The organism is Sphingobacterium sp. LRF_L2 (assembly GCF_965644235.1).
Classification (GTDB): domain Bacteria; phylum Bacteroidota; class Bacteroidia; order Sphingobacteriales; family Sphingobacteriaceae; genus Sphingobacterium.
The window spans coordinates 297,052-314,331 of record NZ_CBFFRI010000001.1 but is presented as its reverse complement, the minus strand read 5'-3'; the positions used below and the strand labels follow the sequence as shown (position 1 = coordinate 314,331).

Sequence of the window (17,280 nt, the reverse complement as noted above, 5' to 3'; positions counted from 1 at the left end):
CTGTTTCGATATTTCAATTCCTGTATGGTGCGATTAAGGTATAGTATACTTAATCAAACTTCCAACAGGATAAGCAGATTTCAATTCCTGTATGGTGCGATTAAGGTCGCGAATTGTTCTATTATGACCCGACGCTTTCCGTTTATTTCAATTCCTGTATGGTGCGATTAAGGTTCGCCCTTTGCTGTTCGAATCGCTTAACCTCCTCAATTTCAATTCCTGTATGGTGCGATTAAGGTTTTCTTTCGAATTCGGATTATCTAGTCCTTTAGCTGATATTTCAATTCCTGTATGGTGCGATTAAGGTTATATGTAGCTCCGGCTAACCTTATGAATCCTGTCTAATTTCAATTCCTGTATGGTGCGATTAAGGTCATCCTTCAGGTTGAAACTTATAGATTTTAGATTTATTTCAATTCCTGTATGGTGCGATTAAGGTTCCGCTAACCGCTGTCTTTCCTGAAATGATGCTCATTTCAATTCCTGTATGGTGCGATTAAGGTACCTAGCCACAAGATTTTCAAACATGTGGCAACTTGATTTCAATTCCTGTATGGTGCGATTAAGGTTTACAGGCGAACAGAGCATAAGATCCCAGAAGTCGATTTCAATTCCTGTATGGTGCGATTAAGGTTTGGCGGTTTGGTCGTTTTGCAGAATTGCATTTTCTTATTTCAATTCCTGTATGGTGCGATTAAGGTTAAAAACAGCATGATTGAATTTATCAAAACACCTGAATTTCAATTCCTGTATGGTGCGATTAAGGTGCCCCATTTAGGAGACATTGTCAAGATTAGAGATAGATTTCAATTCCTGTATGGTGCGATTAAGGTGAGTAATCTAATTCGCATCACCGTCTATCCCCATGTATTTCAATTCCTGTATGGTGCGATTAAGGTTACTTTGCTAATTTTTACCTTACATACTTTGACCATATTTCAATTCCTGTATGGTGCGATTAAGGTCCTATTTTTGATTTTATTTAGCATTTTTTAGCAAATTTCAATTCCTGTATGGTGCGATTAAGGTGTGGTATGCAAATACGTATAACCTTAAAGATAGCCAATTTCAATTCCTGTATGGTGCGATTAAGGTCTCATATTTTACAAATGGATCTGGCTCGAAGCTTATTTCAATTCCTGTATGGTGCGATTAAGGTTAGGCGACCTTTGATAAACAAGATGCTTTCAGCGTAATTTCAATTCCTGTATGGTGCGATTAAGGTTTGTTTAAAGCCTATTAAAATCGTTTCACAAACTGTTATTTCAATTCCTGTATGGTGCGATTAAGGTCCTGCTCCGCGAATGGGCGTACAGCCTTTTCTATTATTTCAATTCCTGTATGGTGCGATTAAGGTAAAGACAAAAATTCAGGAAATAGACTTTCATCTTTATTTCAATTCCTGTATGGTGCGATTAAGGTTACATTACACCCGATAAAGTTTTGTTAATACTCAATTTCAATTCCTGTATGGTGCGATTAAGGTTCACACTCTATTGGAGTGAGTTTCCTGACATAGCCTTATTTCAATTCCTGTATGGTGCGATTAAGGTAACCTGTAGGGGATTTAATTTTTGGAACGGCAACAACATTTCAATTCCTGTATGGTGCGATTAAGGTTGTCTGTTCGTACACCGTGCCTGAAACTGCGCCATTATTTCAATTCCTGTATGGTGCGATTAAGGTAATAACCCCCGTTGAAGCCATTGCAGAACTTTCTCCGTTATTTCAATTCCTGTATGGTGCGATTAAGGTTTTTGTAAGCGGGAACACGAAAAGGCTCACAGGAATTTCAATTCCTGTATGGTGCGATTAAGGTCTATGCGGAAAAGCAAACTTCCTAGGAATATAGGGTATTTCAATTCCTGTATGGTGCGATTAAGGTCAGGTTACGGATGGACAGTTGACTTGCCGTCAGTTATTTCAATTCCTGTATGGTGCGATTAAGGTCACCCTCAGCGATGATCACCGCTTTTTCTGCATCATTTCAATTCCTGTATGGTGCGATTAAGGTTTTAACCTTCGAATTGCCGCCAACCCTTAAAAACTATTTCAATTCCTGTATGGTGCGATTAAGGTGATTGGAGAACCTAAAAGCGGATGTTTCTCTGCTATTTCAATTCCTGTATGGTGCGATTAAGGTTCCTTATTGTTGATGTGCCCCAGTGGGTGGATCCTGTATTTCAATTCCTGTATGGTGCGATTAAGGTTAGGCGGTATTGACCCGTCAGGAGTATTAACCACAATTTCAATTCCTGTATGGTGCGATTAAGGTTCGAAAGACGGTGCTGAATATAATAAACAGTCTTCAAATTTCAATTCCTGTATGGTGCGATTAAGGTCGGATGTCCGTAATAAAACTTAACCCCGTTTGATTCAATTTCAATTCCTGTATGGTGCGATTAAGGTCAGATTGAAAAATGGGGTAATCAACATCATTCTCCGAATTTCAATTCCTGTATGGTGCGATTAAGGTTTTTATAAATCGCTCCTATTTGACTGTATTTACATAAATTTCAATTCCTGTATGGTGCGATTAAGGTAATATTTTGACGTCTTTAAAATGGTAGCTCGTCTTCATTTCAATTCCTGTATGGTGCGATTAAGGTGAAACATTGTTTATGTTTATTTCGAAATCAGAAGATTTCAATTCCTGTATGGTGCGATTAAGGTTTCTAATAGCTCTGTCGGTAGTTTCTACCGTTACGAATTTCAATTCCTGTATGGTGCGATTAAGGTGTTCATTTCTTTTTGAAAACGCTGCATGAAGAATAGGATTTCAATTCCTGTATGGTGCGATTAAGGTCTGCTGTACTCTCTCCGCTTTTTTGACCTACTACAATATTTCAATTCCTGTATGGTGCGATTAAGGTACTTCACGACCACAGGCACGAATTAGCCGCGCAGACATTTCAATTCCTGTATGGTGCGATTAAGGTGTGTTGGTTTAAGTTTCAATAAAAAATTGATTAAGTAAATTTCAATTCCTGTATGGTGCGATTAAGGTTATTGGAGGGGTTGGAAAAAATGTTTGTTTACGATATTTCAATTCCTGTATGGTGCGATTAAGGTGAGGCGGAGCGGTATAAAGAGGAGCGGGCGGACTAATTTCAATTCCTGTATGGTGCGATTAAGGTACCAATTGCTCCAATTAGAGTAACAAACGGAAACATATTTCAATTCCTGTATGGTGCGATTAAGGTCATTCGGGCAAATTCAAAAGGTAGCGTTTCAACGATATTTCAATTCCTGTATGGTGCGATTAAGGTCCGGCTTTATTACTACACCCGTGCAACTCAAACCAATTTCAATTCCTGTATGGTGCGATTAAGGTACCGAACCAATACAAACATTCCGTTCCGTTCGCCAAATTTCAATTCCTGTATGGTGCGATTAAGGTTTTGAGAAAAATTAAAAAATAAAAGAAAATATTTTATTTCAATTCCTGTATGGTGCGATTAAGGTTGGAATCTGACAAAATAACCTCTCTTAAATCCCAATTTCAATTCCTGTATGGTGCGATTAAGGTTGTGCGAACATATCCAACACGGTGTAATAAACATCAATTTCAATTCCTGTATGGTGCGATTAAGGTTGACTGGAATGTTACTATTTATTTCCGCCGCTAATTATTTCAATTCCTGTATGGTGCGATTAAGGTCGAACAAGCGACCGGCAAAGGCTTGTTTGTGTATGATTTCAATTCCTGTATGGTGCGATTAAGGTCTCATTCGACCCGTGTACAACCCGGATGCAGCCGTATTTCAATTCCTGTATGGTGCGATTAAGGTTAAATAATTGTTAATAAAAATTTCGTCCTCAACCATTATTTCAATTCCTGTATGGTGCGATTAAGGTACGGTAATTCCGGTTTTGCCCCACAATATCGTCACTATTTCAATTCCTGTATGGTGCGATTAAGGTTTTTCTACAAAATTATGATGCCTAACCCCGTCGATATTTCAATTCCTGTATGGTGCGATTAAGGTCTTTTGACAAAATCCAATCAAACAAGTATTTCGACTTATTTCAATTCCTGTATGGTGCGATTAAGGTTCCCGTTTTCCGTTAATTCCGTTTTTTCCTCTTTTATTTCAATTCCTGTATGGTGCGATTAAGGTAAACGTACCATCGCCGTAACTTTCCGTATCTCCTTATTTCAATTCCTGTATGGTGCGATTAAGGTGTTATGCCGGTTCCCGAGTTCCCGGATAAGGAGCAATATTTCAATTCCTGTATGGTGCGATTAAGGTTTGTCCACTAATCCGTTTTGAATATCCCCCAACACAATTTCAATTCCTGTATGGTGCGATTAAGGTGTACGATATTATTATTTTACACGACCCCAACGAAATTTCAATTCCTGTATGGTGCGATTAAGGTCCGTCCGAAAACGGTGCACAAATGTACGTTTATTGTAGTAATAATTGTGTTTAAAGCTCACTATATTTATCCCAAAATTAGTCGATCAACAATAAGCCGAAAACAGTGGGGGATCGACAACCTACTTTTTAATGTATTTAAGGCCGATTTTACCAAAAACGCACAACCAATATGTCAAAGAGCTACCTAAGAATGTCATCATCGACAACTTTATGGAGAGTTAAAGAAAAGTGTCCAATTCATTTTTCTCTTTACCTAAAACCTCTTTTTCCATCCATTTCTCCTGTCTGCTTTTAAAAATAATAATGCTATCCTCCTCAATAAACATTATCTTCTTTGCATGCACTAAAAGTTCTTTCAGCTTAACCTCCGTTATTTCACCTTCGAATACAGAATTTTGAATCCAGTTGAGATATCTTCGACAAAGCTTTAGCATTTTACCAACCCGTTTTTCTCCAATATCATATACCAAAATAACATACATATTACCACCTCGCTTTAAAAGGTTTATACTCCTCCATACCTAAGATATGCTTAGTAAGCTTATAACATTCCAATTTAATAAGATGTTTATAACTTACGTTGCGTTTAAGTACTGGATGTTTAAACGTCTCATTTATTCTTTCTTCCCATATACGCACAAATGCTTTTCTTCCTGATTCTTTCAGTAGGCAGCTATTGAGTTGATGGTCGAAATCTTTACTCTGTATCTCTTTTTTATTCAGTACCCTGAAAATAATGCGATCCACCAATAGCGGTTTAAATATCTCAGCAATATCGAGGGCAAGAGAGTAGCGTCTATACCCTGGTTCATGTAAAAAACTGATTGTAGGATTTAACTGAGTATGGTATATCTGACTTAAACACAATGTGTAGCAAAGCATATTGCCGAAAGATATTAAAGCATTGATTTCATTTTGAGGAGGCCGTTTGCTGCGGTTCTCCATTTGGAAGTCTGCCGAAACGATCCCATCAAAAGCGCTATAGTAAGTTTGCCTAATATTGCCTTCTATACCCATCAGTTCATCAATGGCGTTAGCTCCCTCTATTAATCCAGCATAATTTTCCATTACTTCCAAGATAGGAGAGAGGTCCTTGTCACGATTAATATAGTAACGCAGGTTTTTACCCATGTTGAATGCAGCTCCCGAGACAAACTTTCGAGCAAGCTCCATTCGTTTCTTTTTGTCGATGTAGCGTTTGGTTTGTTCGATTTGCATTTTCCCAGCGAGTAGATATTCTTTAGGTTGGAAGCTTCCTGTATAGTGTTCATAGTAATCAAAGAAATGTACAGCAATTCCAGCTTTTCCTAAAAAATTGTATAAGGCGCTGTTGGCATCCAATGCACCGAAACAGAATAAATCACTTACACCTTCTACAGGAATATATTTTGGTTGACCTTCTGAACCATTTTCATCTACTGGAATAAATTTCAGGGTATTGTCTTTACGAGACATCCTTCCAGGATTGAACAGATAATAGGTTTTTTTCATAGCAGACCGGGGTTATTCACTTCTGTTCAAAATACTTATGATAAACTGTTTTACCGTTTCCATCTCATCGGATTTGCTCGTCGCTACAAACAAGGTGAGTGCAGCTAAGGCTTCGTTGCTGATGACAGGTTGATCATTGGAATAAAATAGAAGACTATTCATGTTCAAAAAATGAAGAAAGCAAGCAGCGCCAATACGCTTATTGCCGTCCACAAAAGAGTGGTTCTTGACAATGAGGTACAATAGCATGGCTGCTTTTTCTTCAATCGTAGCATACAACTCTACATTGTCAAAGGTTTGCTGGATTTGATTGACAGAACTCTCAAAACCCGTGTCTTTAGGCTTGGCAAACACATCGGACTCGAAATCTGATTTCATGTTTAGTATAAGCTCCAGATAGTCTGTTATAGATGGATATACCGTATCTTTTACTGTTTTGCCCTTTTGATCCAATTGTTCATGATCATAATCATCCAATAACTGGAGACCATTTGCAAAAGCTTTCAAGGTCACACTATCTTGTAGGGATGCTTGCTGTTCGATGGCTCGACTTAATATTCTGATTCCTGTTTTAAGATGTTCTACCTGTTGCTGTTTTTCAGCAAGACGTTTTTCGTTAATAGCATAACCTTTTACCAAATAATCTTTTAGTCGTTGTGTTGCCCATTGTCGAAATTGGGTGCCTCTAATGGATTTTACTCTGTACCCGACTGATATGATTACATCCAAATTGTAGTATGTGACATTCTTTGTTTGCGATTTATCCTTAATTGCACCATGTTTACTGGTTGTCGCAAATTTTGCGACAACCACATTTTCTTCTAATTCTCCTTCGTTGAAAATATTATTGACATGTTTCCCGATAGTCTTGACATCACGGTCGAACAACAATGCCATCTGGTGACGGTTTAACCAAACAGTATCTCCTTGAAGCGTCACGTCAACTTCAATGGCTGCATCTGCAGTTTTATATATTTCTATTTCATTCATTCTTCATCAATATAACATAGATCAAAATAGCTACAGTTTTTGCAAATCCCTTTTTTGATTAATGGAGGGCAATTCTCTTGACTGATGATTTTATCAGCTTCATGTTCCCATTGCCTGCCTAATAATATCACGTCATCATCCCAATGAACGATATCTCGCTGCTTTAACTTAGGGTATTCGAGTATAGCTTCAGGTTCGTCTATACCATTTCTAGACAATACATACATATAATACTTGACCTGCGCTATGTGTGCATGTTCCACTTTGTCTGATTTTTTTACTTCGTGTATTACCTTGTCCTTCGCATCATAAAAGTCTATCTTGATCCCATCGATAGCTAACTCGGTGTATTTGCGAGATCGATCAAGATAGGTCGTATCGGCAATGAGTTTTCCTTCACTTACGGTGTCCGAAGTATGCTCCATCTGAATACCATTGGCAAATAACCACAGTTTTCGGTGGCAGGTGTGGAGATAGGCGATATGGGTTCCGGTGATTTGCATAGTTAATACACTAAGATTTTACATATTTGATAACAAAAAATAAAAGCTAAAGTACTCGTCTCTATTACAGCATTTGATCATCAATATTTTCTTCCGCAACGTAATAACCTATTATAGGATTGTATGTTAGATTATTTGCAATTAAAACATCTCCAGATTTTCTATCTTTTGAAATTTTCGCTTCGTAATTATATACTTGAACCAACAGTTGATTAGCTTCTAAAAACCTTCGCTCAGTGATTTTTGCTTCATATTCTTCAATAAGATTACGACATAGCACTTCAACCTTTTGGTTCTTATTCTGTAAAATATCATCTACCCAATCTCGCCAATGTCCAGCTATCCAATCTTCTTCAAATTCAGTAATGATCGTATTGTTTAAGCCAGTTTCAAAATCTCTTTGCTGCACTTCGTTATAACCATCTTTGTATACGATATTACAAACGTTGATTAAATCATCTTCTCCCAATTCACAATTGTTGAGGACTGAGAGTTCAGTCCATGTATCCGCTAAAACCTTATTATCATAAAACGGCGTATTTCCAATTGATTTTTCAAAGACATAAACAGGAACAGTATCATTTTGTAAGCTCATCTCTCTATCTATTGGATTGATATTCTTTTTGCCTGCTCGGTTAATTCTGCCAAAACGCTGAATCAAAGCATCAATCGGAGCATTTTCGATAAAAGCGATGTCATAGTCAATATCCAAACTTACTTCTACCGCTTGTGTAGCAATCAATAATTGAGGTCGGCTAAGGATATCTTCATTAGTAATAGCTCTTTCGATAATTGTTCTATCTCTCTTATTAAATCCACTATGTAATAGTTGTACAGAGCCCGCAAATTGGATTTCCTTATACAGCTTTTGAGCAGTCTTCACATTATTGACAATAATTAGAACAGATCTTCCTTCATTCAAGTATTCTTTAATTAAATACGTTTCATCTTCAATCGTTGCATCACTCATGCAATACAGTTGATGCCTTTTTCTTTCTAATACAACTTTATCTTGTTCTTTATTAGCATCAGGTCGTATCAGTTTTGAGTAGTCCCCATCATATATTTCTCTGATGATAAGTTGTAACATGAAGTCAGGAATAGTGGCTGACAAGAAGAAAAACTTTGCATTGAATAGCCTGCGATACAGCTTTATTGTTGCCAATAACATACCAGTCAATAATGCATCATAGGTATGAAACTCATCGACGATAAACAAAGCATTTTTATAATCGAACAAAGCAAATTCCCAACCTTTCCCTTTTAGAGAAGTTTTTAAAATCTGATGTAGTGTTGCTACTTTTATTGGATAAAACAGTTCTCTCGATAAGGATTTTTTGTTCTTTGCTTCTTGCTCTATTTTTTGATAATCCTTCTCATTATTGCTGTATTCTCCCGAAATTTGGTCGTAGAAAAAATCTAATGTTTTGGAATGTAGCGCCGTAACTACTTCATCATTATAGTGTCTTTGCAAACGAGTAACCATTGCGTTGATACTAGCTGTATATGGCAACAAGTAAAATACTCTGGCGTTTTCAGATTGATTGGCAAATACCCAATTCAACGCAGCTTCTGTCTTGCCAGATCCTGTTGGAGCATGCAATATTACATCTGTTTTTATCTCTTGTAATCTTTCTTGAAAAGGTCGGAAAGGAAAATAGATATTATCTTTACTCGGTTGAAAATCGGCAAGCGTAAGCTGTTTGTATTTAGGTATGTCATCCTCCTTTCTTGCAGAGCCCAAATGGTCGGCTGCCATTAACAATGCTCTCATCAATGAAAATTGTTTTCTGATAGCAATGCTTTGAATGGCCTTTTTCTGATATTTGGCATTCAAATACATTTTAACATCTTTAGGCAATTCTTTAACGCTGTTTTGTAAAACAAGGTCGTCTTCTATGTCAAAGATATTGAGCCAGGCTTGCATATTTTCTATGGAGAAAATTGCTAGATCGGCATCATACCATTCAGTAATGTAATTTATAATATGATCCGGAGATAAGGTCCCTTTTGCAGTTGAATGTGTGTTTACAATTCCTTTATGATGGGTAGCAATAGCAAACAATTCATCATCGTCCAAATGTAAATATTTGATGCAAAATAGTAGAGATACAAGTTCATGACGAATATCGCTACTTTTCTCACCGCTTAATCTTTTGACAAAATCTTTATGGATTTTACCTAAATCATGTAAAACAGCTACTCTGACCAGCTTTTCATTCCAGTGCCTTCTTTCTTCCCCATTTAAAGGAAGCGATCGTAATAGATTTTCTCCGGCAGTTATTACATGTCGGGTATGCATTTCGAGTGTGGTGACACCATCACTTTTAGCGAAAAACTGGTCAAAGTAATTCTTATTCATTAATAAATTCGTGCAAATAAAACGTGACAGAATTTTCCCCTTTGGTTTTATATAGATTATTAAATGTTACTTCTGCATCATTATCGTGCGGTATAGAAATAAATACCTTTGAGGATTGTGGTGTTCTTCCAGAACCCACTTCTTCATTTTCAAGATAAGATTCGGCTAACTGTACTAATTGTCCGCCCGCCTGTAAACCGCCCGTAAAAGGTAATAATGAACCTCCTAAGTTTCCTCTATCCGTTTTCTCTACTTCGACAACTGACACTTTGTCAATTTTCAAAATATCCTGCGAGCGACCCAGTGAGGGTGTACCAATTGGATTGTCAAAGTATTTTTGCCAATCCAATTTGTTAATCCATATGGTGAGTTTGGGATCAGTATGAAATTCCCGGGTATAAGCATCCGTACCTTTGCTATGTGTTTTCACTTTACGTCCGTCATACTCCAATCGCTGTCTTGTTTCTAAGTCTTGTGCAGTGGTATCGTAGGTGTACTTGAATCCCAATTTGACTTCACTAGCCAAAACAAGCCTTCCCATACAACAGCCAATTATACCGAGAATAAGCGAATAACTTGGTGTATGCATGCACACAGCATTTCCCGAAAGAATAAACGGAAGCCGAGGTGTTGCAGTCCATCCTGAAAATTGTATTTCCAGTATTTTATCCATTCGTTAAATAGTTTTGGTTGAATTGACTGACAATTTCAACTGGTGATGCCAATACGAATCCATCTTTTAGTTTTTCATTTATTTCATCTTCATTTTGCAAATACCCTTTTCTGAACCCCACATAAATAGGGGTAGCTAATTTGTTTTTATAGTCGTTTGATAGCTCTAGCAATAATTCAACGTTTAAGATTGGTTTTTCACCAGTTCCAATAAACAGATTGTTAAAGATTGGATTGGCAGATTCCAAGCCGGCAAGAATTAACACTTTTGGAGACACATCCGCACCAAATGCAGCTTGCTTTGCGCCACCTCTCAAATAAGCTAAACCTTTGAGTAGTCCTGAAGCATTGTTTCTCCTGTTTTCCTCTCCGTTTTTTAGCTCATAGCGGGAGAATTTGGCACCTAAGCTAGATCGGTTTAATTTGTCACTATGCTTTTCTGCTATATCAGATGAAAGTTCTTGTTTACTCCCAAGATTATCATATACTCCTAAGCGATAAAACTCCAAATTGAAAAAACCCTCCAAATGTGCGGAGTAGAACTTGGTTGAGTAAGGTAGTGGTGTACCTTCTTTCAAATGCACAAAGGCTTCATCAATATTAATAGTACGCATGTTTTTGATACCTTTCAATATGGATGATTTAAAAGGAGAGGTTCTTTGAACACTTTCTTCACCTTTTGCTCCAGCTTTCATATATCCGAATAAATCATCTTCGGGAAATTCGATTGGATTTAATTCTGTTGAGATTTTATTGGTTGTTCCTTTTTCAGAGCCTTCACCCACGGCTCGTAGTTCACTTGGATTCCAATTATTCTCTTCATTGCAGGTATCTCTTAGCCATCTTCTCCATGCTTGTGCAGACACATAAGGGACATCTTCCAGTCTGTTGTTAACCTTTTCCTTATACGTTTTAGGAATTACACGATTTTTGTCTTCTTGTACACCCAGGCCTGCTCCATTTAAGAATGTTGCGGTTGCATCTATCAATAATGCGCCTGTAATGTTGTTTAATTTTGCCATGATCTACTTTTATTAATTTACGTTGGTTAATGATTCTTTTATGGGGCTTATTGCTGTTTGTTTTAATAAAAATTTGACTGCCAATGTGCAAATGTTGTGGTTGCTATTGCCAAGTGGATTGGTCATCAATTCTTCAATCGACCATTTGTCTTTCTTATTTTGTTCTGCTTGTTTGATATGATGATTCGTGTTATAAATCACTTCGTTTAGTAAAGAATAGAAGTTGTCATTCTCTTTGACTAAAGCATTAATCGTTTTTTTGAATTTTTTGTAAGAAGGTTTTCCTGTTTCTAAATTGAAGTTGTTAGCATAAAAATAAGTTTGATAGTCGTTGGCAAACTCTTGTATTCTATTCATCCAATTCCGAAAAATGACTTTGTTTTTTAGAAGGTTCTTTAAATTGCGGAACTCAAATGTTTCTTGATTTGGTTGGGAAAAGAAAATCCGAAGTAGTTCATTCAATCCGTATTTTCTGAAATTGTAGTCCTCATCATAAAAGATCTCAACTATATCTTCGAATTTAACTTCGGTCTTATCCAATGCATCAAATGTCACTCTGTTAAATCCAACTTTTTGATTTTCATTCGGATTGGTAAGGTTAGATTTTATAGTATTTACTTTTTCATCTTTTTGAATCAAACCAATAATCCATTTGCACGCATTAAACACTCTAGTGTTTAGAATGTCTACTTTAGTAATTGTATCACTTTGAATCTTTTTTTGAGTGAAATAATGAATAAGCTTTTGGTATTGATAGTAATTGTTTTTAATAGGTAGCTCGTCTGTATTATCTAGTATAGCAATATGTTGTTCCAAATTCCATTCACTATTTTCTGTCGCTTTTACCAGTACTTTGAATAATTCAAGTTTATATTCCGAATCGCCCCAAGCATCTGTTTTATCTAGTATCTTTTCTGACTGTCTTGATTTATATTTTTCAATTAATCCAGCAATGTATTTTGCTGTCGGGATAAGCTCTGCTTTTTCAATAGCATTGTAATATGCTTCCAAAAATTCAGCAGTAACCCCATCATATTTAGTTGCTTTTTTTCCACTACCAAATACATTGGGGTATAGCAAAAACCAGTCTTTGTTTCCTTCCAGCGAGTCTAGGAAACTATACGCGCTTTCATTTCTCGATAAAATTCCTTTTAGTTCCGTACTGACTGTAGGCCTCCTTAAAAGCCTTTGTAGTTTCCTAATCAATGCGTTTGGCACTCTGTCAATTTCGCAACTTGCTCCCGTGCCTGAATTGGAGAAGCTCCACATATTCAAGTCGGAATAAGTTTCCTCATAATCCTCTTTTTCAGTTAGAATGGACAGTGCCTTTAACAAATAATCTCCTTTAGCAAAGTCTCGTACATTTTCAACGGATTCTTTTGAAGAAACCGCTTGGATTTTTTCGGATAATGTTTTTACATTGGCTGAAACCATCTCTCTGGATAAACCAAAATTGGAAGAGTCTACTAGTAAAATTCCTCCCTTATACAACACGGCCGACAACGGTAGGAACTGGAGAATAGCGATACATATAGGGTGGATCTGCACTGTAAACTTTGCCTGAGGCAAGGCTTGTGCATCGGAACCTAAGCCACCTATTAAAGGAAACCAAGTCCTGCTAATATTGGTGTCCTTAGATTTGATTTCTTTTTCTGAAAAGCCAACGTTCTTTAATGCTAATTCATAAAGGTTACTAAACGTTGATTTGAATCTTAACCCAGATATTTCACATATTATAGGTCCGTCGTTTTCGTAGTTCGAAATAATGGTATTAAGCAATGATTCGTAGATCCTGTCGCCATTTGTTTTGTCATTATGCAAAGGTCCATTCTTTGTGAAAAGCATCGTGTAGCTTTTCAAGCGTTTATTCGTGCTTTTTAAGTCACACTTTCTGTATAGCTCTAACAATAGACTAGGATTGACTTCCGATATGTCGCTCAGCTTGGCGAGTGCTTCTATGGTCATCAATGCATTGTTGAGCATAGCGTTTCCAGTGTATGTTTGAAATATGGTCATAGTTCTCGTTTTCAATATTTGATTTATGTTATACTTACCTCCACACACCCCATTCCCTGTGCATTAAACAATCCTAGGCCCGCATTCAACAACAACTCTACAAATCGTTTCTCTGCCGTAACTTTCAGTTCAAAATTTACCCAGCCACGTATTTTAGTTTCGGCCTCGGTATCCGCTTTAATGGTGATTAAACGAGATTTAAAGTCATGTTTCGTCGGAATCACCTCCATCATCAACAGCGCACCATTTGCAGTAGCCTTATCATAGCAATCTTCGATCTTGCTACGCCAGTTGAGCAGTAAGCGTTCGATAAATCGAGGATCGCTAGGTTCAAGGTAATCATCGTTGCCCTTATCATTCGGTACTCCCGAAACAATAGGGGATAGTGGTTTCAACAGTTTCGACACAATTTCAGATTCGTTATACATCGAAAGAGGATTTGGTACGGTCTCCACCGATGCAACCTGAAAGCTTGCTTTTGATTTTTTGTCCGCGATATCAATCTTCTCAGAAGTAAAAAGGCCTTTGATGAAACTTTCCATTGCCTCCGTAACATGAAAGCAAACTGCCAAAGTCAGTTCATCTTTTTTCAGACGCAATCGATCGCCTTTAACCTCAAAAGGACAGTTGATGTCAGAAAAAGTGAAGAATTTAAAGCCACGTCCATAACCAGTATTATGTAGAAAATCCGCATAAGTTGTATTTCCTTTCTCCATAATCTTATACAGAGCTGCGGAAACAGAGTATTGATAATTGATTGGGATAAGAGTATTTGGTTCAAACGCCTTAAGCTTTATCTTGAATTGCATATCGGTATCTATTGGTCAAATGGTTTGTCTTAATTTTCATTCCAAAATAATTAATTTTCTTATTAAATAGAAATGATTTTGATCACAATTTATTGTGAAAGCATGTCTTTATCAAAGATATCTTGATAGGATAAGATTATTTTATGGTTTCCCGTAATTTCGTAAAGTTGACCTTGGAATGTCAATTTGAGCAAGAAAAAAAATAAGGGATATGAAGTTAATTGAATTATTATTCAGTAAGCTCCTTTTGGTAAATCAAAGAACCGACTGAAAGGAGCTTACTCAAAGTCCTAACGAGATGACATCGTGTAGGTCATGATTTCTGTACCGTTAGATTTCTTTACAATTTCTTTGGTGTCTCGAACGATCAATGTGTGGGATCCGAGTTTGCTGTATGAAATAAATTCTCCATCCGGCGTCTGCTCATTGATAACAAACATATGCCATCCCGTATCGGAAGGAAGTGAGATAATCACTTTTTTACCCGAGGCTAGCTCTTTTTCTATAGCTTGGAAAAGGCTATCGATGGGAAAGGTTTCATCTCGCGGCAGTACAAATTTTTGGTGAAAAGTGATACCGTACAGCTCTTTGTTGTCAAAATTGCGGAAAGAACCATCAGTTTTGTTTTGCCACTCGTTCTGTAGGTCGTAGAAATTGAAACCTACTGCTTTATAATACTTCAGAATAATTTCGACGACTGATGGAATACAAGACATCTGAAAGATTTGATTGTGGTTGTTCACCACAGTGTGAAAAAAATCATCATGTGCGGAATTGTTCGTTTGCGCTGATGAACGATCGATCGCGGCTGTTGACACTAGTAGAATTAGAATCAGATGCAATAAATTTTTTTTCATATTTTACGTTATATATTCTGTCGCTCAGCTATTCGGTTCTCTTACTTCTCGCAACCCCAATTCTTGGGTGAAGCGGACTAAATAGCCATCTGGATCGATCACCACAAACAGCCCAGTTTTGATCTGCGGCTTCCTTCAGATAATATAGCTGTGCGTTTTTGTATAACACCCTCATTATAGATTTGTTGTGGCTCCAACTCAATTTTCTACACACTGTGTAGAAAATCTCCTCATCACAGAATGTCGTGTAGAATAGTTTATAGTTGTACAAAGTTGAAGGAGATAGCCACTGCCAAATCAGAGCGTAAGCGCATCAGCTAGTTTTTTAATTACCATATTCTGCTCTATCCTGACCTTCCAGTTCATCCTCTACAATCCGTTTCCCCGCAAGCCAATAAGCTTCGACCATAGAAGAATTGATCGCTTGATATGCTTTCCGGCGCCCCTCTTCAATAATGTTGATTACGTCTGTAATTACCGCTTCCATTGCACTGAATAAATCTATTTTTTTAAGCCTTTCCACCACAACCAATCAATCTTCACTTTTATTCTCTTTAGATTTTTTATTTTTCTTACGAATTCATAGTGCTTTTGCCTTTCATGTTAGATTATCTCTGGTGGCGTGTTGTGTTTATCATTCGAATCTCTAATTGCCGAAGCGATTTCTTTCAGTGCTTCGCTCTGTTGAAGTAGGGCTGAGGTATGTTCTCGTTTGGCTACCAAGTAACGGTCTAATAGAATAGATAGTACTTTGTACAATCCATAAAATATGGCTACGATGAAGAGGCCGTAGGCTAGGGGTATTAAGGTTAAGAATAATTCTTGAGTGCCGATGAATAGTGATGTCATAATTTTAATCTTATTTTTAAAATGGTTTTTCTGTTTGTAATTATATTATAATGGTTGTCTACCCGCTAAAATAGTAAATATACTTTGCCCTTTCATAATCATTATAGTCTTAATCCTCCCCATATACCACACCTTGTTCCCGCAATATATTTTTCTCACGTTCTATCTCGGCGATTAGATCTTCTTCCGATGGCAGTTCAAGGAGGTACTTACTAACGAATAGCTGCTGATCACTATCTGCAATCGCATATTCTACCAATGCACTATTTTTGTTGGTCACCAGTAACAACCCTACAGGAGGATTGTCGCCTTCCTGCATGATCTCCTTTTTATAGTAGTTTACATAGGTCTTTAGCTGGCCGATATGTTCATGCTTAGCCTCATCTACTTTGAGTTCTACTAAGACGTGGCATTTCAGTACCCGGTGATAAAACACCAGATCGATAAAGAAATATTCACCACCAATCAGGATACGCTTTTGTTTAGCCTCGAAGCAGAAACCATTGCCTAGTTCGAGCAAGAAATCCTCTAAGCGTTCCAGTAGAGCCTTCTCCAGATCATTTTCATACACCACATCTTTCGCCTTGAATCCCAAGAATTCAAAGGTGAATGGAGATTTAATGATGTCTTCTGCCGTCAAGCGTTCCGCTTTCTGATTGACAATTTTGGACAGTTGATCTGGCTTTTTGCTTATTCCGCTTCGTTCGTAGTATAGTGTATTGATCTGTCTTTTTAACTCTTCTACACTCCAAGCTTGCTTTATACATTCTACTTCGTAAAAAGTACGTTTTCTTATATCTTGTAGAGGCAGTAGTTGAACGAGATGCGTATACGATATTTTTGAGAGTATTTCTGTGGAATCTATGAAAAATCTGTCACTAGTCTTAACATTTTCTTTTGATTGATCCAATTCATCATCTGTCGATTTTTCATTTTTAAAACACTGTTTATCAATATCTTGTAATTGGTCAGTCAACAACTGACCAATTCGATTGACTTGTATGCCGTTATTTTCTAATACTTCTTTAACAGCGGAGACCAAATGCGGATATGCCGTATAAAACTGTCGAGAAAGCTTTAAGTTTGTTTTGGACAAACCTCTGATTCTCACAGACTCTGAAAGCTCTTGTAGCAGTCGTTCACCATATTTGGCGCGGTCTTCCCCTTTCTGCTCGAATTCGACGATGTACAAGCCTATCAGCCAATTACGCACAGTGAGCGACTGATTGACAGCCTTTACGGCCGAACGCTGCAACTCATCGTGCGTAGTTTTTATGCTTATGACTAGCTTGTCGAATTTCATAATCTAATTGCTCTAATCTAA

12 protein-coding genes, 1 pseudogene and 1 CRISPR repeat array (1 of these 14 only partly in view) are annotated in these 17,280 nt (G+C 37.2%); all 13 genes and pseudogenes read right to left on the bottom strand.

Features of this window, described 5'->3' with window-relative positions; translation table 11 throughout:
• A CRISPR array of direct repeats spans positions 1–4,383; the repeat unit is 30 nt; unit sequence ATTTCAATTCCTGTATGGTGCGATTAAGGT; it reaches 2,294 nt to the left of the window's first position.
• A 220-nt stretch (positions 4,384–4,603) separates the two neighbouring features.
• The 13 genes and pseudogenes from cas2 to ACSZOX_RS01240 all read right to left on the bottom strand — a co-directional run bounded on the left by cas2 (position 4,604) and on the right by ACSZOX_RS01240 (position 17,259).
• Positions 4,604–4,867, bottom strand: coding sequence for a CRISPR-associated endonuclease Cas2 (cas2, locus tag ACSZOX_RS01300; RefSeq protein ID WP_437917933.1), 264 nt, complete (start codon positions 4,865–4,867; stop codon positions 4,604–4,606).
• Between the two features lies 1 nt (position 4,868).
• Positions 4,869–5,876, bottom strand: a complete 1,008-nt coding sequence (gene cas1b, locus ACSZOX_RS01295) for a type I-B CRISPR-associated endonuclease Cas1b (protein WP_437917932.1) — start codon at positions 5,874–5,876, stop codon at positions 4,869–4,871.
• 12 nt (positions 5,877–5,888) lie between these two features.
• Complete coding sequence (gene rhuM, locus ACSZOX_RS01290) at positions 5,889–6,866, bottom strand: RhuM family protein (protein ID WP_437917931.1); 978 nt, start codon at positions 6,864–6,866, stop codon at positions 5,889–5,891.
• Entirely contained in the window at positions 6,863–7,369 is a 507-nt protein-coding gene (locus tag ACSZOX_RS01285) for a CRISPR-associated protein Cas4 (protein ID WP_437917930.1), read from the bottom strand. Before ACSZOX_RS01285 ends, rhuM begins: the two co-directional genes overlap by 4 nt.
• A 64-nt stretch (positions 7,370–7,433) precedes the next feature.
• Positions 7,434–9,731, bottom strand: a complete 2,298-nt coding sequence (gene cas3 / locus ACSZOX_RS01280) for a CRISPR-associated helicase Cas3' (RefSeq protein ID WP_437917929.1) — start codon at positions 9,729–9,731, stop codon at positions 7,434–7,436.
• A complete protein-coding gene (locus ACSZOX_RS01275; protein ID WP_437917928.1) occupies positions 9,724–10,404 on the bottom strand; it encodes a hypothetical protein in 681 nt (226 codons plus the stop codon). Before ACSZOX_RS01275 ends, cas3 begins: the two co-directional genes overlap by 8 nt.
• The gene (gene cas7i / locus ACSZOX_RS01270; RefSeq protein WP_437917927.1) at positions 10,397–11,425 is read right to left on the bottom strand and encodes a type I-B CRISPR-associated protein Cas7/Cst2/DevR; all 1,029 of its coding nucleotides are present in this window, start codon (positions 11,423–11,425) and stop codon (positions 10,397–10,399) included. Before cas7i ends, ACSZOX_RS01275 begins: the two co-directional genes overlap by 8 nt.
• A gap of 12 nt (positions 11,426–11,437) precedes the next feature.
• Positions 11,438–13,441 carry a hypothetical protein gene (locus tag ACSZOX_RS01265; protein WP_437917926.1) on the bottom strand — a complete coding sequence of 668 codons (2,004 nt, stop codon included), beginning with the start codon at positions 13,439–13,441 and terminating at the stop codon, positions 11,438–11,440.
• Between the two features lie 23 nt (positions 13,442–13,464).
• Positions 13,465–14,250, bottom strand: coding sequence for a CRISPR-associated endoribonuclease Cas6 (cas6, locus tag ACSZOX_RS01260; RefSeq protein WP_437917925.1), 786 nt, complete (start codon positions 14,248–14,250; stop codon positions 13,465–13,467).
• 290 nt (positions 14,251–14,540) lie between these two features.
• The gene (locus tag ACSZOX_RS01255) at positions 14,541–15,107 is read right to left on the bottom strand and encodes a hypothetical protein (protein ID WP_437917924.1); all 567 of its coding nucleotides are present in this window, start codon (positions 15,105–15,107) and stop codon (positions 14,541–14,543) included.
• Positions 15,108–15,135: 28 nt separating this feature from the next.
• Positions 15,136–15,594, bottom strand: a pseudogene (locus ACSZOX_RS01250) (DUF1016 N-terminal domain-containing protein).
• Between the two features lie 116 nt (positions 15,595–15,710).
• Complete coding sequence (locus ACSZOX_RS01245; protein WP_437917923.1) at positions 15,711–15,956, bottom strand: hypothetical protein; 246 nt, start codon at positions 15,954–15,956, stop codon at positions 15,711–15,713.
• A gap of 109 nt (positions 15,957–16,065) precedes the next feature.
• A complete protein-coding gene (locus ACSZOX_RS01240; RefSeq protein WP_437917922.1) occupies positions 16,066–17,259 on the bottom strand; it encodes a PDDEXK nuclease domain-containing protein in 1,194 nt (397 codons plus the stop codon).
• Between the last annotated feature and the right edge of the window lie 21 nt (positions 17,260–17,280).

Bases quoted from the DNA above. Each gene is read 5' to 3' on its own strand.
- rhuM (WP_437917931.1), bottom strand. From the start codon at position 6,866: ATGAATGAAATAGAAATATATAAAACTGCAGATGCAGCCATTGAAGTT.
- ACSZOX_RS01275 (WP_437917928.1), bottom strand. From the start codon at position 10,404: ATGGATAAAATACTGGAAATACAATTTTCAGGATGGACTGCAACACCT.
- ACSZOX_RS01255 (WP_437917924.1), bottom strand. From the start codon at position 15,107: ATGAAAAAAAATTTATTGCATCTGATTCTAATTCTACTAGTGTCAACA.
- cas2 (WP_437917933.1), bottom strand. From the start codon at position 4,867: ATGTATGTTATTTTGGTATATGATATTGGAGAAAAACGGGTTGGTAAA.
- cas1b (WP_437917932.1), bottom strand. From the start codon at position 5,876: ATGAAAAAAACCTATTATCTGTTCAATCCTGGAAGGATGTCTCGTAAA.
- cas3 (WP_437917929.1), bottom strand. From the start codon at position 9,731: ATGAATAAGAATTACTTTGACCAGTTTTTCGCTAAAAGTGATGGTGTC.
- ACSZOX_RS01285 (WP_437917930.1), bottom strand. From the start codon at position 7,369: ATGCAAATCACCGGAACCCATATCGCCTATCTCCACACCTGCCACCGA.
- ACSZOX_RS01245 (WP_437917923.1), bottom strand. From the start codon at position 15,956: ATGACATCACTATTCATCGGCACTCAAGAATTATTCTTAACCTTAATA.
- ACSZOX_RS01265 (WP_437917926.1), bottom strand. From the start codon at position 13,441: ATGACCATATTTCAAACATACACTGGAAACGCTATGCTCAACAATGCA.
- cas7i (WP_437917927.1), bottom strand. From the start codon at position 11,425: ATGGCAAAATTAAACAACATTACAGGCGCATTATTGATAGATGCAACC.
- ACSZOX_RS01240 (WP_437917922.1), bottom strand. From the start codon at position 17,259: ATGAAATTCGACAAGCTAGTCATAAGCATAAAAACTACGCACGATGAG.
- cas6 (WP_437917925.1), bottom strand. From the start codon at position 14,250: ATGCAATTCAAGATAAAGCTTAAGGCGTTTGAACCAAATACTCTTATC.